This window comes from Pseudomonas alcaligenes, assembly GCF_041729615.1.
Classification (GTDB): domain Bacteria; phylum Pseudomonadota; class Gammaproteobacteria; order Pseudomonadales; family Pseudomonadaceae; genus Aquipseudomonas; species Aquipseudomonas alcaligenes_B.
Map to the genome: position 1 here is coordinate 1,685,306 of NZ_CP154874.1, position 21,656 is coordinate 1,706,961.

Sequence of the window (21,656 nt, forward strand, 5' to 3'; positions counted from 1 at the left end):
GATGAGCAAGGCCGTGCTGATTGCCGAAAACCTCTCCGCCGGCTACGGCCAGCGGGTGATCCAGCGCGGCCTGAACTTCCGCATCGCGCGCGGCGAGGTGTTCGTCATCATGGGCGGCAGCGGCTGCGGCAAGAGCACCCTGCTGCGCCACCTGATCGGCCTGCAGGCGCCGCTGGCCGGGCGCCTGCTGTTCAACGGCGAGGACTTCTGGGCCCAGTCCGAGGCGCGCCGCGCCACGCTGCAGCAGGAATTCGGCGTGCTCTACCAGAACGGTGCGCTGTGGGGCTCGATGACCCTGCGCGAGAACATCTGCCTGCCGCTGGAAACCTACCGCCCCAACCTGTCCCGCGCCGAACTGGACGAGCTGGCCGCGCTCAAGCTGGCCCTGGTCGGCCTCGGCGGCTGCGACGAGCTGTACCCGGCCGAGCTGTCCGGCGGCATGCGCAAGCGCGCCGCACTGGCCCGCGCCCTGGCGCTGGACCCGCAGGTGCTGTTCTTCGACGAGCCCTCGGCCGGCCTCGACCCGATCAGCTCCATGGCCCTGGACGAGTTGATCCTGCAGCTGCGCGACAGCCTCGGCTCCAGTATCGTGCTGGTGACCCACGAGCTGCCGAGCATCTTCGCCGTCGCCGACACCTGCCTGTTCCTCGACGGCCAGGCCGGCACCCAGCTGGCCCTCGGCCCGCCCGACGAGCTGCTGGCCCATGGCCCGGAGGCGGTGCGCCGCTTCCTCGGCCGCAGCCCGCACCCGGCCAAGGAGGCCCCATGAGCGAAACCCGCAAGCCCCTGCTGATCGGCAGCTTCCTGCTCGGCGGCCTGTTCCTGCTGGTCGTCGGCACCCTGCTGCTGTCGCGCGACAGCTGGTTCAGCCAGCCGACCGAGTACGTGGTGTACTTCAAAGGCGCGCTGGACGGCCTCGACGTCGGCGCCGACGTCACCTACCGCGGGGTGAAGATCGGCAGCGTGCGCGAGATCCGCCTGTCCTACGACCGCAACATCAAGGACGTGGTGATGCCGGTGATCCTGCGCATCCAGCCCAATCGCACGGCCGGCCGGCGCAGCTTCGACCAGATCCTCGAACAGCTGGTGCAGCGCGGCCTGCGCGCCCAGCTGCAGACCCCCAGCCTGCTCACCGGCAAGGCCATCGTCGCGCTGGACATGTTCCCCGACCAACCCGGCTACGTGCGCGAACCCAACGAGGTCGAGCTGCCGGCCATCCCCAGCGTGCCGTCGCGCATCGACCAGGCCGCCACCCTGCTGGGCGACCTGGTCGCCGACGTGCGCGAGCTGCCGCTGCGCGAGCTGATCGACTCGGCCACCCTGGCCATGCAGGGCATCGAGCGCCTGAGCCGCTCCGACGACCTGAACCAGGGCCTGCGCAGCCTGGCGTCCACCCTGGCCAACCTCGACCGTCTGAGCCGGCGCCTGGAAACCCAGCTGCCGGCCCTGCTCAGCTCCGCCCAGCGCAGCAGCGGCGAACTCAACGCCACCCTCGGCGAGATCCGCCAGGCCTCCGCCGGCCTGCGCCAGACCCTGGAGCAGACCAACGCGCTGCTCGGCGACGGCCGCCGCAGCCTGGGCCCGGAATCCGAACTGCAGTACCAGCTGAACACCACCCTGCAGGAACTCGGCCGCGCCAGCAAGGCGCTGCAGCGCACCGCCGAGAGCCTGGAACAGCAACCGCAAGCGCTGATCTTCGGGAAACCCCAGCCATGAGCCGCTACCTGCTGCCCCTCGCCTTCCTGCTGCTGACCGGCTGCGCCACCAGCACGCCGCAGCGCTTCTACCAGCTGCCCGTGCCGGCCACCCCGGCGCAGCCAGGCGCCCAGGGCCCGGCGGTACTGCTCGGCCCGCTGCAGCTGGCCGACTACCTGCAGCGCGAGAACCTGGTGCAACGCCGCAGCGACCAGCGCCTCGACCTCAGCACCGACGACCGCTGGGCCGGCAGCCTGCAGGACGATGTCGGCCGCCTGCTCCTGGCCACCCTGGCCGAGCGCCTGCACAGCGGCAACCTGGCGCTCTACCCGGACCGCATCGGTTTCCGCGCCGACGCCCAGCTGGTCCTGCATGTCGCCCGCCTGGACTCCGGCCCGCAACAGCCGGCGGTACTGGAAGCGCGCTGGCGCCTGCTCGACGCCCAGGGCCGGCAGCGCGCCGGCGACCTGCTGCGCCTGAGCGAGACGCACGACGGCAGCCTGGACGACCAGGTCGCCGCCCAGGGGCGCCTGGTCGAGCGCCTCGGCCAGCGCCTGGCCGAGGCCGTGCAGGCCCTGTCGGCCGGCAGCTGAGCGGCTGGCGCTGGAGTCGCGCGCCGCTTTGACGGATGATACGCGGCCGCCTCGCACTTGTTTTCCGGCCGCCGCCGCGGCCCCAGGGTGAAAGAATGAAACCGCTGCACCTCGCCTCCGTCCTGCTGCTGACCGGCCTGCTCGGCCTGGCCGGCTGTACCGCGCACCGCCCGGTGCCGCTGTACCAGCTGGACAACGGCAACGCCGCGCTGCCGACCCAGGAACAGGGCATCGCCGTGCTGCTCGGGCCGATCTCGGTGGCCGACTACCTGCAGCGCGAGGCCTTCCTCCAGCGCCAGCTCGATGGCAGCCTGCTGACCGCCGAAGACGCGCGCTGGGCCGGCAGCCTGGCCGCCGACATCGACCAGCTGCTGCTGCGCCAGCTGGCCTCGAACCTGGACAGCCAGCGCACCGTGCTGGCGCCGACCAGCGCCACCTTCAAGGCCGACGTGCAGGTACTGCTGAACATCATCCGCCTGGACTCCGGCCCGGCCCTGCCGGCCGTGCTGGAAGCGCAGTGGCGCCTGCTCGACCGCAACGGCCAGCTGCGCGACAGCCGCCTGCTGCGCCTGGAAGAAGCGCACAGCGGCACCCTCGCCGACCAGGCGCAGGCGCAGAGCCGCCTGCTGCGCCAGCTGGCCCGGCAGCTGGCCGACGCCATCGAGCCGCTGCGCAACCAGCCGGTGGCCGAGGCCACCAAGCCGGCGCCGGCCCCGGCACGCCCGGCCCGCCCGCCACAGCCGGGCCCGAAGATCCCCATGGTCGGCCCGACCCCGAGCACCGGCGACGTGCTGCGCTTCTGAGCCCGACCTTGGTCGGCTGGCCGGCGCGGCGCCAAGCGGGTAGGCTGCCGACCCCATGAGCGCGACCGATATCCTCCTGCTGGCCCTGGCCGGCTTCGCCGCCGGCGGCATGAACGCCCTGGCCGGTGGCGGCACCTTCTTTTCCTTCCCCGCCCTGCTGGCCAGCGGCCTGCCGCCGGTGACCGCCAACGCCACCAATGCCGTGGCCCTGTGGCCGGCCAGCCTGGCCGGGGCCTGGGCCGCGCGCGGCTCGCTGCGACCGCTGGGACGCTACCTGCTGCCACTGCTGCTGGCCGGCCTGGCCGGCGGCCTGCTCGGCGGCCTGCTGCTGCTGGCCGGCGGCGACGAGATCTTCCGCCACCTGATTCCCTGGCTGCTGCTGGCCGCCACCGCGCTGTTCGCCGCCAGCCCCTGGCTCAGCCGCGCCCTGGCCGCGCGCCGGCGCGACACCGGGCGCCCGCCGCACGGCCCGCTGTCGCTCGGCGCCCATGTCGGCGTATCGGTGTATGGCGGCTACTTCGGCGCCGGCATGGGCATCCTGCAGCTGGCCGCCTTCTCCATCGAGGGCCACCCGCTGGCCCGCGCCAACGCCCTGAAGAACCTGATCTCGGCGGTGATCTACAGCGTCGCCAGCCTCACCTTCATCTTCGCCGGGCGGGTCAGCTGGGCCGAGCTGCTGGTCCTGCTGGCCGGCGCCACGGCCGGCGGCTATGCCGGCGGGGCGCTCGGCGAGAAACTGCCGCCGCGCCTGCTGCGCGCCCTGGTGATCGGCGTGGGCGGCGGCATGACCCTCTACTATTTCTGGGCCACCTACGCCCGCTGATTTGCCCCAGGCGGCGCGGCTCTGCTAGTGTCGCGCCCGTTCCAACACCCGCCGAGACAGTGCCCATGGCCCGCAAGAAAGCCGCCGATTTCGAAACCTCCCTCGCCGAGCTGCAGAGCCTGGTCGAGCGCCTGGAAAGCGGCGAGCTGTCGCTGGAGGATTCCCTCGGTGCCTTCGAGCAGGGCATCCGCCTGACCCGCGACTGCCAGGCCGCCCTGGCCCAGGCCGAGCAGAAGGTGCAGGTGCTGCTGGAGCGCGACGGCGAACTCGCAGAAGCCCCCTTCGACGCGGACGAACCGGCATGATCGCCGCCTACCAGCAGCGCTGCGCCGCCCGCGTCGACGCGGCGCTGGAAGACCTGTTCGCCGCCCCCCGCCACGACCTGCAGCGCCTCTACCAGGCCATGCGCTACAGCGTGGTCAACGGCGGCAAGCGCGTGCGCCCGCTGCTGGTCTACGCCGCCTGCGAGGCGCTGGACGGCGACCTCGACCGCGCCGACGGCGCCGCCTGCGCGGTGGAGCTGATCCACGCCTACTCGCTGGTGCACGACGACCTGCCGGCGATGGACGACGACGACCTGCGCCGCGGCCAGCCGACCACCCACATCGCCTTCGACGAGGCCTGCGCCATCCTCGCCGGCGACGGCCTGCAGAGCCTGGCCTTCGAAGTGCTCGCCGACGCCCGGCGCAACCCGCAAGACGCCGAGCTGCGCCTGGCCATGGTCATGGGCCTGGCCCGCGCCGCCGGCCCGGCGGGCATGGTCGGCGGCCAGGCCATCGACCTCGCCTCGGTCGGCCGGCGCCTCGACCAGCAGGCCCTGGAGGCCATGCACCGGCACAAGACCGGCGCACTGATCGAGGCCAGCGTGCAGCTCGGCGCCCTGGCCAGCGGCCGCGCCGATGAACACACTCTGCGTGCCCTGGCCCAGTACGCCCAGGCCATCGGCCTGGCCTTCCAGGTGCAGGACGACATCCTCGACGTGGAAAGCGACACCGCCACTCTGGGCAAGACCCAGGGCAAGGACCAGGCCAACGACAAGCCCACCTACCCCGCCCTGCTCGGCCTCGACGCGGCCAAGGCCTATGCCCTGGAGCTGCGCGACCAGGCCCTGCATGCCCTGCGCCTGTTCGGCGACAGCGCCGAGCCGCTGCGCGACCTGGCCCGCTACATCGTCGAGCGGCGCAGCTGAGCCGCACCATCACTCGCGCAAATACCCCGCCTTTCGCCGCATAAGGCTTGCTTTACCGCCGCGCCCGAGCCCCTAAGATGGCTTCATGACAAGAAGCCCGGAGTGGCCGGCCATGCCCTTTTCCGCCCTGCTGATCGCCAATCGCGGCGAGATCGCCATCCGCATCGCCCAGGCCTGCGCCGACCTGGGCATCCGCTCGGTGGCGGTGTACGCCGAGGACGACGCGGCCTGCCTGCACACGCGCAAGGCCGATGCCGCCGTGCCGCTCACCGGGCGCGGCGTACCGGCCTACCTGGACATGCAGCAGCTGCTCGCCATCGCCGGCGAGCAGGGTTGCGACGCCATCCACCCCGGCTACGGCTTCCTCGCCGAGAATGCCGAGTTCGCCCGGCGCTGCCAGGCCGCCGGCCTGACCTTCGTCGGCCCGGCGCCGGAGACCCTCGAACTGTTCGGCGACAAGACCGCCGCCCGCGCCCTGGCCGAACGCTGCGAGGTGCCACTGGTGCCGGGGCTCAATCGTGCCGTGAGCCTCGCCGAGGCCCTCGCCTTCCAGGCCGAGCACGGTGCGGTGATGCTCAAGGCCCTGGCCGGCGGTGGCGGCCGCGGCATGCGCGCGGTCAGTACCACCGAAGAGCTGGTCGAGGCCTATGCGCGCTGCAGCTCCGAGGCGCGGAACGCCTTCGGCGACGGCGCACTGTACGTCGAGCAGCTGGTGCACCGCGCCCGCCATATCGAGGTGCAGGTGCTGGGCGACGGCAACGCCGTCAGCCACCTGTGGGAGCGCGACTGCAGCCTGCAGCGGCGCCACCAGAAGCTGGTGGAGATCGCCCCCAGCCCGGACCTGGACGGCGCGACCCGCGAGGCAATCATCGCCTGCGCCCTGCGCCTGGCCGGCGAGGTGAACTACCGCGGCATCGGCACCTTCGAGTTCCTCCTCGACCTGGACCGCCCGGGCCGCTTCTACTTCATGGAGGCCAATCCGCGGGTGCAGGTCGAACACACCGTCACCGAGCAGGTCACCGGCGTCGACCTGCTGCACACCCAGCTGCACCTGGCGGCCGGCAGCCGCCTGGCCGAACTCGGCCTGGCCAGCCCGCCGGCACCCAAGGGCTGCGCCGTGCAGCTGCGCCTGAACCTGGAGACCCTGCACGCCGACGGCAGCGCGCGCCCCGCCGCCGGCACGCTGAGCGCCTACCAGCCGCCCTCCGGCCCCGGCCTGCGGGTGGACGGCCACGGCTACGCCGGCTACCCGGTCAGCCCGGCCTACGACTCGCTGCTGGCCAAGCTGATCGCCACCGCGGCCGACTACCCGGGCGCCCTGCGCCGCGCCTACCGCGCCCTCTGCGAGTGCCGCCTGGAGGGTGTGGCGAGCAACCTGCACCTGCTGCAGAACCTGCTGCAGCGCGAGGAGGTCGCCGCCAACCGGGTCGACACCCGCTTCGTCGAGCGCCACCTCGGCGAGCTGCTCACCGCCCATGGCGAGGCCCATCCGCACCGCTACTTCGCCGGCAGCGGCGCGGCGGACAGCACGGCCCGGCATGGCGTCGAGGCACCGCCCGGCACCCTCGCCCTGGCCGCGCCGAGCAGCGGCGTGCTGGTCGCCCTGCAGGTGGCCGAAGGCGACGCCGTGGCCGCCGGCCAGGTGCTCGCCGTGCTGGAGGCGATGAAGATGGAGTTCGAGGTGCGCGCCGAGCGCGGCGGCATCGTCCGCGCCCTGGCCGTCGCGCCCGGCGACGCGCTGGCCGAGGGCCAGGCCCTGCTGTTCCTCGAGCCGGCCGAAGTAGCCGGCGCTGGCGGCGCCAGCGAGGAGAGCCTCGACCTCGAACATATCCGCGCCGACCTGGCCGAAGTATTGGAGCGCCACCAGCGCCTCACCGACGCGCGGCGCCCCGAGGCCGTTGCCAAGCGGCGCAAGACCGGCCAGCGCACCGTGCGGGAAAACCTCGCCGACCTGCTGGACGAGGGCAGCTTCAGCGAATACGGCGCCATGGCCCTGGCCGCCCAGCGCCGCCGCCGTTCCGCCGAGGAGCTGCTGGAGCTGAGCCCGGCCGACGGCCTGGTGGCCGGCATCGGCACGGTCAACGCCGGGCTGTTCGGCGAACAGGCCGCGCGCTGCCTGGCCATCGCCTACGACTACACGGTGTTCGCCGGCACCCAGGGCGTGATGAATCACAAGAAGACCGACCGCATGCTGGCCCTGGCCGAGCAGTGGCGCCTGCCCGTGGTGCTGTTCGCCGAGGGCGGCGGCGGGCGGCCGGGCGATACCGACTTCGTCGGCGTGGCCGGGCTGGACTGCCACACCTTCGTCGGCATGGCCAGGCTGTCCGGCCTGGTGCCGACCGTGGGCGTGGTCTCCGGCCGCTGCTTCGCCGGCAACGCCGCGCTGCTCGGCTGCTGCGATGTGATCATCGCCACGCAGAACGCGACCATCGGCATGGCCGGCCCGGCGATGATCGAAGGCGGCGGGCTGGGCAGCTACAAGCCCGAGGAAGTCGGCCCCACCAGCGTGCAAGGCCCCAACGGGGTGATCGACGTGCTGGCGGCCGACGAAGCCGAGGCGGTGCAGGTGGCCAAGCAGTACCTGAGTTACTTCCAGGGGCCACTGGCCGACTGGCAGTGCAGCGACCCACGCGAGCTGCGCCATGTAATCCCCGAGAACCGCCTGCGCGTCTACGACATCCGCAAGGTCATCGAGCTGCTGGCCGACAACGGCAGCGTGCTGGAGCTGCGCCGCCAGTTCGCCCCGGGCCTGATCACCGCGCTGATCCGCATCGAGGGCAAGCCCTTCGGCCTGATCGCCAACAACCCGGCCCACCTGGGCGGCGCCATCGACGCGCTGGCGGGCGACAAGGCCGCGCGCTTCCTGCAGCTGTGCGACGCACATGACCTGCCCATCGTCTCGCTATGCGACACCCCTGGCTTCATGGTCGGCCCCGAAGCGGAGAAACAGGCCACGGTACGCCATGTGTCGCGCCTGTTCGTCACCGCCGCCAGCCTGAGCGTGCCCTTCTTCACCCTGGTCTTGCGCAAGGGCTACGGCCTGGGCGCCCAGGCCATGGCCGCCGGCAGCTTCCACGCGCCGCTGTTCACCGCCGCCTGGCCCAGTGGCGAGTTCGGTGCCATGGGCCTGGAGGGCGCGGTGCGCCTGGGCTTCGCCAAGGAGCTGGCGGCCCAGGCGGACGACGCCAGCCGCCAGGCGCTGTTCGACAAGCTGGTGGCCAAGGCCTATGACAACGGCAAGGCGCTGAACATGGCCAGCTATCTGGAGATCGACGCGGTGATCGACCCGGCCGAGAGCCGCGCCTGGCTGCTGCGCGGGCTCAACGCGGCACCCGCGCCGGCGCCACGCGCGGGCAAGAAACGGCCCTTCGTCGATACCTGGTAAGGAACTCGCCCATGCCCATCGAACATCGGCTCCTCGCCGTCAACGGCATCGACCTCAGCCTCTACAGCGCCGGCCCCGAAGGCGGCCGCCCGATCTGGCTGCTGCACGGCTTTCCCGAGTGCTGGTACGCCTGGCATCCGCAGATCGAGGCGCTGGCCGCCGCCGGCTACCGGGTGTTCGCCCCGGAGATGCGCGGCTACGGCCAGAGCAGCGCGCCACGCGACCCGGCCGCCTACGACCTGCTGACCCTGTGTGGCGACATCCAGGGCGCCATGGACGCCCTCGGCCAGAGCGCCGTCGCCGTGGTCGGCCATGACTGGGGCGCGCCGGTGGCCTGGCACCTGGCCCTGCTGGAGCCCACGCGGGTGCAGGCCCTCGGCGCCCTGTCGGTGCCCTTCGGCGGGCGACCGAAACGCCCGGCCATCGAGATGATGCGCGAGGCCTACGCCGGGCGCTTCCACTACATCCTCTACTTCCAGCAGCCGGGGCTGGCCGAAGCCGAGCTGGACGCCGACATAGGCCGCAGCCTGCGCCTGCTGCTCGGTGGCCTGGAGGGTGCGCTGCTGCAGGACAAGCCGGCTGACGCCCGGTTGTTCGACGGCGCGGATGACCTGCCGCTGCCGGCCTGGTGCCCGCCCCAGCTGTTCGCCGTGTACGAGCGGACCTTCGCCGGCCGCGGCTTTTACGGCGCGCTGAACTGGTACCGCAACTTCGAGCGCAACTGGCAACGCACCGAGCACCTGGCCGCACTGCGGGTCGAGCAGCCGACCCTGTTCCTGCTCGGCGAGCGCGACCCGGTCGGCCGTTTCGAGGCACCGACCCTGGCGCGCATGGCGGCCAAGGTGCCGCGCCTGGAACAGCACCTGTTGCCCGGCTGCGGCCACTGGCTGCAAAGCGAGGACGGCGCGCGGGTCAGTGCGCTGCTGCTGGATTTCCTGGGGCGGCACTACGCCGCGGGCTGATCCGCTTACAGGGTGTTTGGGCTGTTCCCGGCGCTTCGGGTAAACTGCCGCATCTTTTGCACGCCCATAACGATTCGCCTGATGCCGACCACCTTCCACGAGATTCCGCGCGAGCGCCCCGCCACGCCCCTGCTCGACCGTGCCGAGACCCCGGACGGCCTGCGCCGCCTGGCGGAAAGCGAGCTGGAGACCCTCGCCGACGAGCTGCGCCAGTACCTGCTGTACAGCGTCGGCCAGACCGGCGGGCATTTCGGCGCCGGCCTCGGCGTGGTCGAGCTGACCATCGCCCTGCACTACATCTTCGACACCCCGGATGACCGCCTGGTGTGGGACGTCGGTCACCAGGCCTACCCGCACAAGATCCTCACCGGCCGCCGCGAGCGCATGGCCACCCTGCGCCAGAAGGACGGCCTGGCCGCCTTCCCGCGCCGCAGCGAGAGCGAGTACGACACCTTCGGCGTGGGCCACTCCAGCACCAGCATCAGCGCCGCCCTCGGCATGGCCATCGCCGCGCGCATGCAGGGTTCGCGGCGCAAGGCGGTGGCGGTGATCGGCGACGGCGCGCTGACCGCCGGCATGGCCTTCGAGGCGCTCAACCATGCGTCGGACGTCAAGGCCAACATGCTGGTCGTACTCAATGACAACGACATGTCGATCTCCAAGAACGTCGGCGGCCTGTCCAACTACCTGGCCAAGATCATCTCCAGCCGCACCTATTCGAGCATGCGCGAGGGCAGCAAGAAGATTCTTTCGCGCCTGCCCGGCGCCTGGGAGATCGCGCGCAAGGTCGAGGAGCACGCCAAGGGCATGCTGGTGCCCGGCACCCTGTTCGAGGAACTGGGCTGGAACTACGTCGGCCCGATCGACGGCCACGACCTGCCCACCCTGCTGGCCACCCTGCGCAACATGCGCGACCTGGAGGGCCCGCAGTTCCTCCACGTGGTGACCAAGAAGGGCAAGGGCTTCGCCCCGGCCGAGGCCGACCCGATCGGCTACCACGCCATCACCAAGCTGGAGCCGATCAACGCCCCGGTCGCGCCCAAGCAACCCTCCGGGCCCAAGTACTCCAGCGTGTTCGGCCAGTGGCTGTGCGATATGGCCGCCGAAGATCCGCGCCTGGTCGGCATCACCCCGGCGATGAAGGAAGGCTCGGACCTGGTGGCCTTCAGCGAGCGCTTCCCCGAACGCTACTTCGACGTGGCCATCGCCGAGCAGCATGCGGTGACCCTGGCCGCCGGCATGGCCTGCGACGGCGCCAAGCCGGTGGTGGCGATCTACTCCACCTTCTTGCAGCGCGCCTACGACCAGCTGATCCATGACGTGGCGGTGCAGAATCTCGACGTGCTGTTCGCCATCGACCGCGCCGGCCTGGTCGGCGAAGACGGCCCGACCCATGCCGGCAGCTTCGACATCTCCTACCTGCGCTGCATCCCCGGCATGCTGATCGCCACGCCCAGCGACGAGAACGAGCTGCGCCAGCTGCTGACCACCGGCTACCACTTCCAGGGCCCGGCAGCCGTGCGTTATCCGCGTGGCAGCGGCCCCAACGCGCCCATCGACCCGGCACTGGACAGTGTCGAGATCGGCAAGGCGGTGCTGCGTCGCCAGGGCCAGGGCGTGGCCCTGCTGGTCTTCGGCGTGCAGCTGGCCGAGGCCCTGCGCGTGGGCGAAAGCCTGGATGCCACGGTGGTCGACATGCGCTTCGTCAAACCGCTGGACGAGGCCCTGCTGCGCGAACTGGCGGCCAGCCACGCGCTGCTGGTGACCATCGAGGAAAACGCCGTGATGGGCGGCGCAGGCTCAGCGGTCAGCGAGTTCCTCGCCGCCGAGAACCTGGTCAAGCCGCTGCTGCACCTGGGCCTGCCCGATTACTACGTGGAGCACGCCAAGCCGGCGCAGATGCTCGCCGAGTGCGGCCTGGACCTGGCCGGCATCGAGGCGGCCGTCCGTCGCCGCCTGCAGCAACTTGAGCAAAGCTCAAGCTGAGGCACGCTAAACTTGCTTGAGCTTCAACACGCCGTGCACTAAGGTGCGCGGCGTTTTCTTTTCCATCAGGTGCGCCGGTCAATGCCGGCGATAATCGGGAAGCCGGTGCGCTCCATGAGCAATCCCGGCGCTGCCCCCGCAACGGTAATCGATCGCAGCCCTGCTGCAGATCCGCGCAACAGCCACTGGGTCAACCGGGAAGGCGCGCGGAGCGGAATCGAGAGCCCGGAGACCGGCCTGACGGATTCGACTGGTGTTGCGGAGGGCCGCACCGTCAGGCGCCGCCGTGCGCCTGCTTTCTGCCCTCCTCGAAGTCTTTGTCTTTGAGGAACCCCGATGAAACTGTCCCACACCCTGCCTCTCTCGGCGCTGAGCCTGGCTCTGCTGCCTGCTGGTCTCGCGCTGGCCGCCGGCCAGGACGCCGCGCTCAAGCTGCCCGAGACGCTGATCAGCGCCAACCGCGACGTGCAGCAACGCGATGCCAGCAGCACGGCGAGCACCGTATTCACCCGCGCCGACATCGAACGCCTGCAGCCGGCCTCGGTCAGTGACCTGCTGCGCCGCGCCCCCGGCGTGCAGGTGACCGACAATAGTGCCGGCAGCCTGGCCAGCCTGTATATCCGCGGCACCAAGTCGGCACAGAGCCTGGTGCTGGTAGACGGCATGCGCATCGCCTCGGCCAGCTCCGGCGACAGCAACCTGCAGTTCCTCAATGTCGACCAGATCGAGCGCGTCGAAGTGCTGCGCGGCCCACGCTCGGCGGTGTACGGTGCCGACGCCATCGGCGGCGTGGTGCAGATCTTCACCCGCCGCAGCGCTGGCGAGGGCCTGCAGCCCTTCGTACGCATGAGCTATGGCAGCAACGACAGCTGGCGACGCAGCGCCGGACTCTCCGGCGGCGACCAGCAGACCCGCTTCAGCCTGGCCGGTAGCCTCGACGAGAGCGACGGCATCGATCGCACCGGCATCTCCTACGACTCCGACCAGGACCACGACGCCTACCGCAACAAGGCCTTCAGCCTGAGCCTGAGCCACAGCTTCAGCGAACAGCTGGAAGCCGGCGTCAACGTCCTCGACCAGCGCGGCCGTACCGAGTTCGACAACCCCTTCGGCCGTTTCGACATGACCACCTTCGAGTCGGTCGGCCAGGAGCCCTACAGCGACTTCACCCTCAGCAGCGTGTCCAGCTACCTGGACGCGCAGGTCAACGACCTGTGGAGCAGCCGCCTGGAAGTCGGCCACAGCGAGAACCGCGAGGAAAGCCTGGACAAGCTCAGCGACGAGCGTGGCGTGTTCAACACCTATCGCGACTCGGTGAACTGGCTCAACACCCTGGCCCTGAGCGACAGCCACGGCCTGCTGCTGGGTGGCGAGTGGTACGAGGATCAGCTCAACAGCAACACCGCCTTCGCCGAGCAGCAGCGCTGGAACCAGGCCGCGTTTGTCCAGCATCGCTATGAGAGCGAGCACTTCTCCACCGAGCTGGGCGTACGCCACGACAAGAACGAGCAGTTCGGCAGCGAGAATACCTGGAGCGGCGCCCTGACCCTGCCGCTGAACGCCGGCAATGACCTGGTGCTGTCGTACAGCGAGGGCTTCCGCGCGCCGACCTTCAACGATCTCTACTACCCGGACTACAGCAACCCGGACCTCAAGCCCGAGCACTCGAAAAGCTATGAGCTGCAGTGGCGCAGCCAACTGGCCGAGCGCACACGCCTGGAGGCCTCGCTGTATCGCACCGATATCGAGGACGCGATCGCCAGCGACCAGAACTTCATCCCGCAGAACATCGCCGAAGCCCGCATCCACGGCTTCGAGGCCAACCTGCAGCAGGAGCTGTTCGGCTGGCAGGGCCAGCTCGGCATCGCCTTCGTCGATCCGCGCGACCGCGACAGCGGCCACACCCTCAATCGCCGTGCCCGCCGCACCCTCAGCCTGGACCTGGATCGCGCCTTCGGTGCCTTCGCCGTCGGTGCCACCTGGCAGCTGGCGAGCAGCAGCTACGACGACCCGGACAACCAGCACGAACTGGGCGGCTACGGCCTGCTCGGCCTGCGCGGCAGCTGGCAGGCGAGCGGCGAGCTGAAGCTGGAGGCGAAGATCGACAACCTGCTGGACAAGGACTACCAGCGCGCCCTGTACGAGCACGAAGGCGAACGCTACGGCTACCGCCAGGAAGGCCGCACGGCCCTGCTCGGGTTCGTCTGGACTCCCAGGCTGTAAACGAACAAGGCCCCGCGAGGGGCCTTTTTTCTCAATACCTCAACGGGCCCTGGCCAACAGTTCGCAGAGCTGTTCGGTGGCCGCCAGCATCTGGAAGCTGGGGCGCTCCAGGCCCTTGTCCGGTACCGTCCACAGCTGGCCAAGACGCACCGCGGGCAGCTGCGGCCAGGCTCGCCAGCGCTGCAGTTCGGCCTCGCTGCCCCCCAGAATCACCTCGGGCGCGCGCCCCAGCACCGCCTCGACATTGACCTGGGGGGCCGGCAACTGCAGATCGGCGAACACGTTGTGCGCGCCACACACCCGCAGCGCGTCACTGACGATCTGCCGCCCGCCCAGGGTGTACAGCGGCTCGTTCCAGACCTGGTAGAACACCGCCAGCGGCGGCTTGCGACGGTAGCGCCGGCGCAGCTCGGCCAGGCGCGTGGTGAAGCGGTCGCGCAGCTCGCGCCCATGGGCCTCGGCACCGACCAGCCGACCCACCTCAGCGAACTGCTCGGCCAGCGCCTGCAGATCATGGGGCTCGCCGACATACAGCGGGATGCCGAAGGCCCGCAGCTGCGCCTGCTGGGCCTCGGGCACACTGCCGGGCCAGAGCAGCAGCAGGTCCGGCTTGAGCGCCAGCAGGGTTTCCAGCTCGACCTGGCCATAGCGCCCGACCGAAGGTACACCCGCCAGCGCCGGCGGACGCGGCCCGCCATCGAGCAGGCCGACCAGGCGCGACTCGGCGCCCAGCTCCAGCATGATTTCCGACATCGAAGGGGCCAGACTGACCACCCGTTCGGCCGCCGTCAGCGCCGGGCTGAGGGCGAGCAGACAGGCAGCCAGCAGCGCGCGCATCAACCCAGCTGGCGGGGAATGCGGTACAGGCAGAACAGCACCACGCTGCTCAGGGCCAGGAGGATCAGGGCAACGGCATTGAGCCCGCTAAACAGGGCAATGGCGGCGATCCAGGCCGGCAGGCCGGCACCGAGGAAGGCCCTGCGCCGCTGCGCGGCCAGTGCCAGCCAGGCCTCGCGCTCGTGTTCACCGTCCAGCGCGGCCTCGGTGGCGATCAGCGCGCGCTTGTAGGCGGAGAACAGCGGCAGGCTGACGAACATGGAGGCCAGGCCGGCGATGAACAGCGGCATCTCCAGCACACTGCCCAGTGCCTGGCTGCCGCCGAACAGCAGGTTGAGGAAGAACAGCGGCGCCAGGGCGAAGCCGAGCCAGCGCCACCACTCGAGGGCGAGCCGGCGACGCACCTCGGCGCGGGTCACTCGGTTTCTTCCTGGTGCTGCAGCCCCAGCATGTGGCCGAGCTTGCCGGCCTTGGTCGCCAGGTACTTGCGGTTGTGCGGGTTGAGGGCGATTTCCAGCGGCCGACGCTCGGCCACGCGCACGCCGAAGCCCTCCAGCGCCTTGACCTTGCGCGGGTTGTTGGTCATCAGGCGGATCGCGCGGATGCCCAAGTGGTCGAGCATCGGCTGGCAGATCGAGTAGTCGCGCTGGTCGGCGGCGAAGCCCAGGCGCTCGTTGGCCTCCACCGTATCGGCGCCGCCATCCTGCAGCTCGTAGGCGCGGATCTTGTTCAGCAGGCCGATACCCCGGCCTTCCTGGCGCAGATACAGGAGCACGCCGCGGCCCTCGGCGGCGATGGCGCGCAGGGCGGCCTCGAGCTGGGCGCCGCAATCGCAGCGCTGGCTGAACAGGGCATCGCCGGTCAGGCACTCGGAGTGCAGGCGACCCAGCACCGGCTGGCCGTCGGCGACGTCGCCCAGGGTCAGGGCCACGTGCTCCTTGCCGCTCTCCTCATCGAGGAAACCGTGCATGGTGAACACCGCGAAGGGCGTGGGCAGTTTGGAGGCGGCGACGAAGACGACGGACACCGGGTGCTCCTGTTGGACGTTCGGCAGAAAAGGCCGGCATTGTACCAGCCACGACGGCAGCCGGCTCAGCCTGAATTGTCGGGGATAAGCATCGGCCTGGCCGATGGGTCGGCTAGAGCTTGGACTCCAGCTGCAGCACACCATTCTCCTCGCGCCAGCGCACCCGGCTGAGATAGCTCATGCCCAGCAGCACCTCGGTGGGCGAGTCGCCTTCCAGCACCGCGGCCTCGACGCCGAGCACCTCCAGGCCACCGACCTTGACGTTGTTCAGCTTGATGCGCCAGGCCCGCACGTTGCCGCCGGCGGTGCCGACCACCATGGGCAGCCCGTCGACACGGTAGTCGATGCCCAGGCGGCGCGCCTGGCCCTCGTTCATCGCCACCGAGGTGGCGCCGGTGTCGACCATGAACTGCACCGGATGGCCGTCGATGGAGCCGGCGATCCAGTAGTGGTTGCCGACGCCCTTGCTGATGCTCACCTGGGTCTTCTGCGGCGCGGCGCTGCCGGCCTGGTTGTATTCGCGCGACAGGCCGTAGCTGCGCTGCACACCATCCACCTCGAGCAGCGCGCCCTTGCTGTCGGCACTGAGCACCCTGACCCCGCCCGGCCCGGTCTGCCCGGCCTTGACCAGCTTGCGCTGGCCATCGACCAGCAGCACGGCGGCATTGGGGAACAGACCGACCACCTGCACCTGGGTCTCGGCCTGCAGCAGCGGGCTGAGGGCCAGCAGCGCGCTGGCGGCGAACAGCTCAAGGCGACGCATCGGGAATCTCCATGTCCTCGTCGAAGGGGTACGGCTGCTGCCAGCGGCGGAAGATCGGCCGCAGGCTGCCGTCCTGCACCAGACTGGCCATGCGCTGGTCGTAGACTGCGGCCAGGGCGCGACCGCGGGCAGTATCGGTAAAGCCGGGGTAGAGCGGCAAGCGGGTCAGGCTGGTGCTGCGAAAGCGTTCCGGGTTCGGCGCCGCCGCCAGCACATCGGCCACCTCGGTATTGGCGTCGATGTAGAAATCGGCATGCCCGCGCTCGAGCATGCCGAGGATGCCGCTGCGCCGCTCGATCTCCTGAAAGTTCAGCGGCCCCGGCAGATACTGCTGGTAGCCATAGCCGCGCATCCACGCCAGACGATGGCGCGCGAGCGTCTGCAGGCTGGGGATTGGCTGGCTGGTCAGGCCGAGGGCTACTATCACATCGGCATCGTAGGGCCGGCGCGGATAGTGCACCCGCTCGTCGACCTCGTGGCGATAGGAGCCGAGGAAGGCATCGGCCTCACCACGCTGGACCAGACCTATCGAGCGCATGTAGGGCTCGTTGCGCCAGCGCAGCCGCACACCGGCCGGCTCGAACACCTGACGCAGAACCTCCCAGGCCAGGCCAGTGCCGTCCGGGTTGGTATGCCCGGCCCAGTGCTCGCTGACCAGCATGATCTCGTGAGGCACGTCCTCGGCGGCCTGGGCACCCTGCCCCCCCAGGCTCAACAGCAACCCCAACAGCCAGGCGCGCATGCTCACCTCCGCCTCAGGTCAGGCCCCAGACCAGCAACTGCATCGCCAGCCAGGCGAACACCCCGGCCAGCACATCGTCCAGCATGATGCCGACGCCGCCGTGCACATGCCGGTCGATCCAGCGGATCGGCCAGGGCTTGAGGATGTCGAACACCCTGAATACCAGAAAGCCTAGCAGCAACCAGTACCAGCCCTCGGGCACCAGCCACAGGGTGATCCACATGCCGACCATCTCGTCCCAGACGATGCCCTCGTGATCGTGCACACCCATGTCGTCGGCCACCCGGCCGCACAGCCAGAAGCCGAACAGCATGGTGACGCCGAGCATCAGCCAGTAGCCCCAGTCCGGCAGCAGCTGCCACAGCGGAATGAAGGGCAGCGCCACCAGCGAACCCCAGGTGCCCGGGGCCTTGGGCATCAGCCCGGAGCCGAAGCCGAAGGCGAGGAAATGCCAGGGATTGCGCCAGACCTGCGGCGCGACTTTGACGACTTCAGTCACCATGCAGTCCTAAATCTTGTGCGAAATGTTGATAGCCCGCCCGCGGCGGTTCGAGCAGGCGGCCCTGGCCATCCAGCAACTGCACACCCTGCCCCGCCACGACCCGGCCTATCACCACGGCCTCGGGCCATTGCGCCTGCAGCGCCGGCAGGTGCTCGGCCGCCAGGGTAAAGGCCAGCCGGTAGTCGTCGCCACCGGCCAGCGCACAATCCCGCGCCCGCTCGCCCGCCAGAGCTTGCAGGGCCGGCGACAACGGCAGGCGCGGCAGCTCGACCTGCAGGCAGGCGCCGGACGCCGCGGCGATATGGCCACAGTCGGCCAGCAGGCCGTCGGAGATATCCAGCGCCGCCGTAGCCCGGCCGCGCAGCCACTGGCCCAGGGCCAGCTGCGGCTGCGGCGCCCAGTAGCGCTGCAGCAGATAATCGGCCGCCTCGCCCTCGGCCCGCTGCTCGCCCAATACCAGCGGCAGCGCCCCGGCGCCATCGCCCAGGCTGCCGCCGACGCAGAGCAGGTCACCCGGCCGCGCGCCACCGCGGGTCAGCGCCTGGCCCGCCGGCACCTGGCCGAGCACGGTGAGGGTCAGGCTCAGCGGACCGCGGGTGGTGTCGCCGCCGACCAGGGCGATGGCGCAGCTCTGCGCCATCTGCGACAGGCCGCGGGCGAAGCCCTCCAGCCAGGCAGGTTCGGCATCGGGCAGGGTCAGCGCCAGGGTGAAACCGAGCGGCGCGGCGCCCATGGCGGCCAGGTCGCTGACGCTGACCGCCAGGGCACGCTGGCCGAGCAGAAACGGATCGCAGGGTTGGGGGAAATGCACGCCGGCCACCAGGGTATCGGTGGACACGGCCAGTTGCTCGCCAACGGCCGGTTGCAGCAGGGCGCAGTCATCGCCGATGCCGAGGACGATGCCTGCGGCCGCCTGCGCACAGGGCGCGGCGGCGAAGTAGCGGCGGATCAGCTCAAACTCACCCACGCGGGGAATGCCGGCTCAGCGCTTGCCGGCCTTGACCTCGGCCGCACGCAGCACCGGGGCCAACTTGTCCAGCACGCCATTGACGAACTTGTGCCCGTCGGTGGCGCCAAACACCTTGGCCAGCTCGATGCCTTCGTTGATCACCACCTTGTAGGGCACGTCGACGCGGCTCTTCAGCTCCCAGGCGGACAGGCGCAGGATGGCCAGTTCGACCGGGTCCAGCTCTTCCAGCGGAATGCTCAGGAAGGGCGCGAAGGCGGCATCCAGCTCCGGCTTCTGCCGGGCCACGCCGGTGAGGATCTCGTGGAAGTAGGCGCCGTCGACGCCGCTGAAGTCGTTATCGACGCGGAACTGCGCTTCGATCTCGTTCAGCGACTGACCGGCCATGTGCCACTGGTACAGCGCCTGCATGGCCAGGCTGCGGGCCACGCGGCGCTGCGCGATCTTGCCCTTGGCCTTGGGCTGCGGAGCGTCCTGGCTGTCGTCGTGATTCAGGCTCACTTGGCCTCCAGCTGCGCCAGCAGACTCACCATTTCCAGGGCGGACAGGGCGGCTTCGGCGCCCTTGTTGCCGGCCTTGGTGCCGGAGCGCTCGATGGCCTGCTCGATGGAGTCGACGGTCAGCACGCCGAAGGCGACCGGTACGCCGTACTCCATGGACACCTGGGCCAGGCCCTTGGTGCACTCGCCGGCGACGTATTCGAAGTGCGGGGTACCGCCACGGATCACCGCGCCGAGGGCGATGATGGCGGCGAACTCGCCGCGCTGGGCGACTTTCTGGGTGACCAGCGGAATCTCGAAGGCACCCGGCGCGCGGATCACGGTGATGTCGCTTTCCTTCACGCCGTGGCGGACCAGGGCGTCGACGGCGCCGCTGACCAGGCTCTCGACGACGAAGCTGTTGAAGCGGCCAACCACCAGGGCGTATTTGCCTTGCGGGGCGATGAAGGTACCTTCGATGGTCTTCAGGGTCATGGGCGAGTCTCAGTCTGTATAAAGAGCCGGGGCGCCTTGGGCACCCCGTGGGTATCAATGTAGAACGAAAAGCCAGGCCGGGCGCAGGCTGCGCTCGGCCGGGGTCGTCATTCAGCGGGCAAGTATTCTACAACTTCCAGGTCGAAGCCGGATATGGCGTTGAACTTCATCGGCGAGCTCATCAGGCGCATCTTGCGCACGCCCAGATCACGCAGGATCTGCGAGCCGGCGCCGACGGTGCTGTAGGTGGCCGGGCTCGGCGCCGGCTGCTTGCCCAGGTGGGCCAGCAGTTCCGGGCCGGTGAGCGGGTTGCCGAGCAGCAGCACCACGCCGCTGCCGGCCCTGGCCACCTCGGCCATGGCCGCGCGCAGGCTCCAGCGCCCCGGCTGCTTGACCAGGAACAGGTCGCGCAGCGGCTCCATGTTGTGTACACGCACCAGGGTCGGCTCCTCGGCGCACACCTTGCCCAGGGTCAGGGCCATGTGCGCGGTGTTCTCCACGCCGTCGCGGTAGGTGACCAGGGTGAACTGGCCCAGCTCGGTGTCCAGCGGCTGCTCGCTGACGCGCTCGACGGTGCGCTCGTGGATCAGCCGGTAGTGGATCAGGTCGGCGATGGTGCCGATCTTGAGATTGTGCTCGGCGGCGAACACTTCCAGCTCCGGGCGACGGGCCATGGTGCCGTCGTCGTTCATGATCTCGCAGATCACGCCACTCGGCTCGTAGCCGGCCATGCGCGCCAGGTCGCAGGCCGCCTCGGTGTGGCCGGCGCGGGCCAGCACGCCGCCGGGCTGGGCCATCAGCGGGAAGATGTGGCCGGGGCTGACGATGTCGTCGGCCACCGCGTTGCGCGCCACCGCGGCCTGCACGGTACGCGCGCGGTCGGCGGCGGAGATGCCGGTGGTGACGCCCTCGGCCGCCTCGATGGAGACGGTGAACTTGGTGCCGAAGCCGGAGCCGTTGCGCGGCGCCATCAGCGGCAGCTTGAGCAGCTCGCAGCGCTCGCGGGTCATCGGCATGCAGATCAGGCCGCGGGCGAAGCGGGCCATGAAGTTGATGTGCTCGGCGGTCACGCATTCCGAGGCAATGATGATGTCGCCCTCGTTCTCGCGGTCCTCGTCATCCATGAGGATGACCATCTTGCCGGCGCGGATGTCTTCGATCAGTTCTTCTGCGGTATTCAGGGCCATGGCGGCGCGTCTCACTTGTTCAGGTAGCCGTGTTCGGCCAGGAAAGCTTCGCTGATGCCGGAAGCGCTGGGCTCGGCGGCCTTGTCGCCAAGCAGCAGGCGCTCCAGGTAGCGCGCCAGCAGGTCCACTTCGAGGTTGACCCGACGCCCCGGCCGGTAGTCGGCCATGATGGTCTCGACCAGGGTATGCGGCACTATGGTCAGCTCGAACTCGGCGCCGTTGACGGCGTTGACCGTCAGGCTGGTGCCGTCGACGGTGATCGAGCCCTTCAGCGCAATGTACTTGGCCAGCTCGCGCGGGGCGCGCACGCTGAACTGGATGGCGCGGGCGTTGTCCTCGCGCTTGATGATCTCGCCGACGCCGTCGACATGGCCGCTGACCAGGTGGCCGCCGAGGCGGGTGGTCGGGGTCAGGGCCTTCTCCAGGTTGACGCGGCTGCCGGCCTTGAGGTCGACGAAGGCGGTGCGGGTCAGGGTCTCGCGGCTGACGTCGGCCCAGAAGCCGTCACCCGGCAACTCGACCGCCGTGAGGCAGACGCCGTTGACCGCGATGCTGTCGCCCAGCTTGACGTCGCCGAGGTCCAGCTTGCCGGTCTCGACGTAGACGCGCACGTCGCCACCCTTGGGCGTGATCGCACGGATGGTACCGATGGATTCGATTATGCCGGTGAACATGCGTCCTCCCGGAAACTGGTGCAATGCAGCATGGACGAACTCCTGTTTTGGTCAAAAACAGGGCAATGCCGATCGATAGGGATTTTCGCGGGCGCAGACGGACGGCGCCCCGGAAGGGAATCCCGCTCTCTCTTTATCCGGACTATACCGTCGGCCCCGGAATCGCACCGGGTCTGCTGTCCCTTTCGCTGGAAAGGCGCTCGCGGGCTAGGCGCTACGCGCCATTACCGCCGGTGGGGAATTTCACCCCGCCCTGAGAACGTTGCGACCGGCGAACGGCCGCGGCTGGCTTTTTACCATATTTGCCGCACCGCTGCATGGCGG

At 70.0% G+C, this 21,656-nt stretch carries 22 protein-coding genes and 2 riboswitches; of the genes, 11 read left to right on the forward strand and 11 right to left on the reverse strand.

What is annotated here, in order from left to right; genetic code table 11:
- Position 1 precedes the first annotated feature (1 nt).
- The 11 genes from AAG092_RS08160 (at position 2) to AAG092_RS08210 (ending at position 13,659) form a co-directional block, all read left to right on the forward strand.
- Positions 2-769, forward strand: coding sequence for an ABC transporter ATP-binding protein (locus AAG092_RS08160; protein ID WP_373389278.1), 768 nt, complete (start codon positions 2-4; stop codon positions 767-769).
- Positions 766-1,716, forward strand: coding sequence for an MlaD family protein (locus tag AAG092_RS08165; RefSeq protein WP_373389279.1), 951 nt, complete (start codon positions 766-768; stop codon positions 1,714-1,716). The genes AAG092_RS08160 and AAG092_RS08165 overlap by 4 nt, the downstream gene beginning before the upstream one ends.
- Positions 1,713-2,288 (forward strand): membrane integrity-associated transporter subunit PqiC, encoded by a 576-nt coding sequence (locus tag AAG092_RS08170; RefSeq protein ID WP_373389280.1) that lies wholly within the window; start codon positions 1,713-1,715, stop codon positions 2,286-2,288. Before AAG092_RS08165 ends, AAG092_RS08170 begins: the two co-directional genes overlap by 4 nt.
- 95 nt (positions 2,289-2,383) lie before the next feature.
- On the forward strand, positions 2,384-3,091 hold the full coding sequence (locus tag AAG092_RS08175; RefSeq protein WP_373389282.1) for a membrane integrity-associated transporter subunit PqiC: 708 nt from the start codon (positions 2,384-2,386) through the stop codon (positions 3,089-3,091).
- 55 nt (positions 3,092-3,146) lie between these two features.
- A complete protein-coding gene (locus AAG092_RS08180; protein ID WP_373389284.1) occupies positions 3,147-3,914 on the forward strand; it encodes a sulfite exporter TauE/SafE family protein in 768 nt (255 codons plus the stop codon).
- A 65-nt stretch (positions 3,915-3,979) separates the two neighbouring features.
- The gene (locus AAG092_RS08185; RefSeq protein ID WP_373389286.1) at positions 3,980-4,219 is read left to right on the forward strand and encodes an exodeoxyribonuclease VII small subunit; all 240 of its coding nucleotides are present in this window, start codon (positions 3,980-3,982) and stop codon (positions 4,217-4,219) included.
- Positions 4,216-5,103, forward strand: a complete 888-nt coding sequence (gene ispA, locus AAG092_RS08190) for a (2E,6E)-farnesyl diphosphate synthase (RefSeq protein ID WP_373389287.1) — start codon at positions 4,216-4,218, stop codon at positions 5,101-5,103. Before AAG092_RS08185 ends, ispA begins: the two co-directional genes overlap by 4 nt.
- 112 nt (positions 5,104-5,215) lie before the next feature.
- Positions 5,216-8,488 carry a carboxyl transferase domain-containing protein gene (locus AAG092_RS08195; protein WP_373389288.1) on the forward strand — a complete coding sequence of 1,091 codons (3,273 nt, stop codon included), beginning with the start codon at positions 5,216-5,218 and terminating at the stop codon, positions 8,486-8,488.
- Positions 8,489-8,499: 11 nt separating this feature from the next.
- The gene (locus tag AAG092_RS08200) at positions 8,500-9,450 is read left to right on the forward strand and encodes an alpha/beta fold hydrolase (protein WP_373389289.1); all 951 of its coding nucleotides are present in this window, start codon (positions 8,500-8,502) and stop codon (positions 9,448-9,450) included.
- An 81-nt stretch (positions 9,451-9,531) separates the two neighbouring features.
- Positions 9,532-11,436: a 1-deoxy-D-xylulose-5-phosphate synthase gene (gene dxs, locus AAG092_RS08205; RefSeq protein WP_373389290.1), complete on the forward strand. Its 1,905-nt coding sequence runs from the start codon at positions 9,532-9,534 to the stop codon at positions 11,434-11,436.
- A 50-nt stretch (positions 11,437-11,486) separates the two neighbouring features.
- Positions 11,487-11,692, forward strand: a riboswitch (cobalamin riboswitch).
- Between the two features lie 80 nt (positions 11,693-11,772).
- Positions 11,773-13,659, forward strand: coding sequence for a TonB-dependent receptor domain-containing protein (locus AAG092_RS08210; protein WP_373389291.1), 1,887 nt, complete (start codon positions 11,773-11,775; stop codon positions 13,657-13,659).
- Between the two features lie 39 nt (positions 13,660-13,698).
- Here AAG092_RS08210 and AAG092_RS08215 read toward each other — a convergent pair whose 3' ends face one another.
- The 11 genes from AAG092_RS08215 to AAG092_RS08265 all read right to left on the reverse strand — a co-directional run bounded on the left by AAG092_RS08215 (position 13,699) and on the right by AAG092_RS08265 (position 21,332).
- Positions 13,699-14,496 carry a helical backbone metal receptor gene (locus AAG092_RS08215; RefSeq protein ID WP_373389292.1) on the reverse strand — a complete coding sequence of 266 codons (798 nt, stop codon included), beginning with the start codon at positions 14,494-14,496 and terminating at the stop codon, positions 13,699-13,701.
- Complete coding sequence (locus AAG092_RS08220; RefSeq protein WP_373389293.1) at positions 14,496-14,915, reverse strand: MFS transporter; 420 nt, start codon at positions 14,913-14,915, stop codon at positions 14,496-14,498. The genes AAG092_RS08215 and AAG092_RS08220 overlap by 1 nt, the downstream gene beginning before the upstream one ends.
- On the reverse strand, positions 14,912-15,523 hold the full coding sequence (gene ribA / locus AAG092_RS08225; protein ID WP_110683471.1) for a GTP cyclohydrolase II: 612 nt from the start codon (positions 15,521-15,523) through the stop codon (positions 14,912-14,914). The genes AAG092_RS08220 and ribA overlap by 4 nt, the downstream gene beginning before the upstream one ends.
- Positions 15,524-15,635: 112 nt before the next feature.
- Entirely contained in the window at positions 15,636-16,286 is a 651-nt protein-coding gene (locus AAG092_RS08230) for a TIGR02281 family clan AA aspartic protease (protein WP_373389294.1), read from the reverse strand.
- Complete coding sequence (locus AAG092_RS08235) at positions 16,273-17,028, reverse strand: substrate-binding periplasmic protein (RefSeq protein WP_373389295.1); 756 nt, start codon at positions 17,026-17,028, stop codon at positions 16,273-16,275. The genes AAG092_RS08230 and AAG092_RS08235 overlap by 14 nt, the downstream gene beginning before the upstream one ends.
- Positions 17,029-17,041: 13 nt before the next feature.
- Complete coding sequence (locus AAG092_RS08240; protein ID WP_373389296.1) at positions 17,042-17,527, reverse strand: phosphatidylglycerophosphatase A; 486 nt, start codon at positions 17,525-17,527, stop codon at positions 17,042-17,044.
- Entirely contained in the window at positions 17,520-18,497 is a 978-nt protein-coding gene (gene thiL, locus AAG092_RS08245) for a thiamine-phosphate kinase (RefSeq protein ID WP_373389297.1), read from the reverse strand. The genes AAG092_RS08240 and thiL overlap by 8 nt, the downstream gene beginning before the upstream one ends.
- A gap of 15 nt (positions 18,498-18,512) precedes the next feature.
- Positions 18,513-18,992 (reverse strand): transcription antitermination factor NusB, encoded by a 480-nt coding sequence (nusB, locus tag AAG092_RS08250; protein WP_258371565.1) that lies wholly within the window; start codon positions 18,990-18,992, stop codon positions 18,513-18,515.
- 2 nt (positions 18,993-18,994) lie between these two features.
- Complete coding sequence (ribE, locus tag AAG092_RS08255) at positions 18,995-19,471, reverse strand: 6,7-dimethyl-8-ribityllumazine synthase (protein WP_373389298.1); 477 nt, start codon at positions 19,469-19,471, stop codon at positions 18,995-18,997.
- 107 nt (positions 19,472-19,578) lie between these two features.
- The gene (gene ribBA / locus AAG092_RS08260) at positions 19,579-20,658 is read right to left on the reverse strand and encodes a bifunctional 3,4-dihydroxy-2-butanone-4-phosphate synthase/GTP cyclohydrolase II (RefSeq protein ID WP_373389299.1); all 1,080 of its coding nucleotides are present in this window, start codon (positions 20,656-20,658) and stop codon (positions 19,579-19,581) included.
- Between the two features lie 11 nt (positions 20,659-20,669).
- Complete coding sequence (locus tag AAG092_RS08265) at positions 20,670-21,332, reverse strand: riboflavin synthase (protein WP_021701001.1); 663 nt, start codon at positions 21,330-21,332, stop codon at positions 20,670-20,672.
- A 120-nt stretch (positions 21,333-21,452) separates the two neighbouring features.
- Positions 21,453-21,597, reverse strand: a riboswitch (FMN riboswitch).
- Positions 21,598-21,656 lie beyond the last annotated feature (59 nt).

What these genes read in the sequence shown, in the direction of transcription:
- AAG092_RS08160 (WP_373389278.1), top strand. Translation starts at nt 2, where the DNA reads ATGAGCAAGGCCGTGCTGATTGCCGAAAACCTCTCCGCCGGCTACGGC.
- AAG092_RS08165 (WP_373389279.1), top strand. Translation starts at nt 766, where the DNA reads ATGAGCGAAACCCGCAAGCCCCTGCTGATCGGCAGCTTCCTGCTCGGC.
- AAG092_RS08170 (WP_373389280.1), top strand. Translation starts at nt 1,713, where the DNA reads ATGAGCCGCTACCTGCTGCCCCTCGCCTTCCTGCTGCTGACCGGCTGC.
- AAG092_RS08175 (WP_373389282.1), top strand. Translation starts at nt 2,384, where the DNA reads ATGAAACCGCTGCACCTCGCCTCCGTCCTGCTGCTGACCGGCCTGCTC.
- AAG092_RS08180 (WP_373389284.1), top strand. Translation starts at nt 3,147, where the DNA reads ATGAGCGCGACCGATATCCTCCTGCTGGCCCTGGCCGGCTTCGCCGCC.
- AAG092_RS08185 (WP_373389286.1), top strand. Translation starts at nt 3,980, where the DNA reads ATGGCCCGCAAGAAAGCCGCCGATTTCGAAACCTCCCTCGCCGAGCTG.
- ispA (WP_373389287.1), top strand. Translation starts at nt 4,216, where the DNA reads ATGATCGCCGCCTACCAGCAGCGCTGCGCCGCCCGCGTCGACGCGGCG.
- AAG092_RS08195 (WP_373389288.1), top strand. Translation starts at nt 5,216, where the DNA reads ATGCCCTTTTCCGCCCTGCTGATCGCCAATCGCGGCGAGATCGCCATC.
- AAG092_RS08200 (WP_373389289.1), top strand. Translation starts at nt 8,500, where the DNA reads ATGCCCATCGAACATCGGCTCCTCGCCGTCAACGGCATCGACCTCAGC.
- dxs (WP_373389290.1), top strand. Translation starts at nt 9,532, where the DNA reads ATGCCGACCACCTTCCACGAGATTCCGCGCGAGCGCCCCGCCACGCCC.
- AAG092_RS08210 (WP_373389291.1), top strand. Translation starts at nt 11,773, where the DNA reads ATGAAACTGTCCCACACCCTGCCTCTCTCGGCGCTGAGCCTGGCTCTG.
- AAG092_RS08215 (WP_373389292.1), bottom strand. Translation starts at nt 14,496, where the DNA reads ATGCGCGCGCTGCTGGCTGCCTGTCTGCTCGCCCTCAGCCCGGCGCTG.
- AAG092_RS08230 (WP_373389294.1), bottom strand. Translation starts at nt 16,286, where the DNA reads ATGCGTCGCCTTGAGCTGTTCGCCGCCAGCGCGCTGCTGGCCCTCAGC.
- AAG092_RS08235 (WP_373389295.1), bottom strand. Translation starts at nt 17,028, where the DNA reads ATGCGCGCCTGGCTGTTGGGGTTGCTGTTGAGCCTGGGGGGGCAGGGT.
- ribE (WP_373389298.1), bottom strand. Translation starts at nt 19,471, where the DNA reads ATGACCCTGAAGACCATCGAAGGTACCTTCATCGCCCCGCAAGGCAAA.
- ribBA (WP_373389299.1), bottom strand. Translation starts at nt 20,658, where the DNA reads ATGGCCCTGAATACCGCAGAAGAACTGATCGAAGACATCCGCGCCGGC.
- AAG092_RS08265 (WP_021701001.1), bottom strand. Translation starts at nt 21,332, where the DNA reads ATGTTCACCGGCATAATCGAATCCATCGGTACCATCCGTGCGATCACG.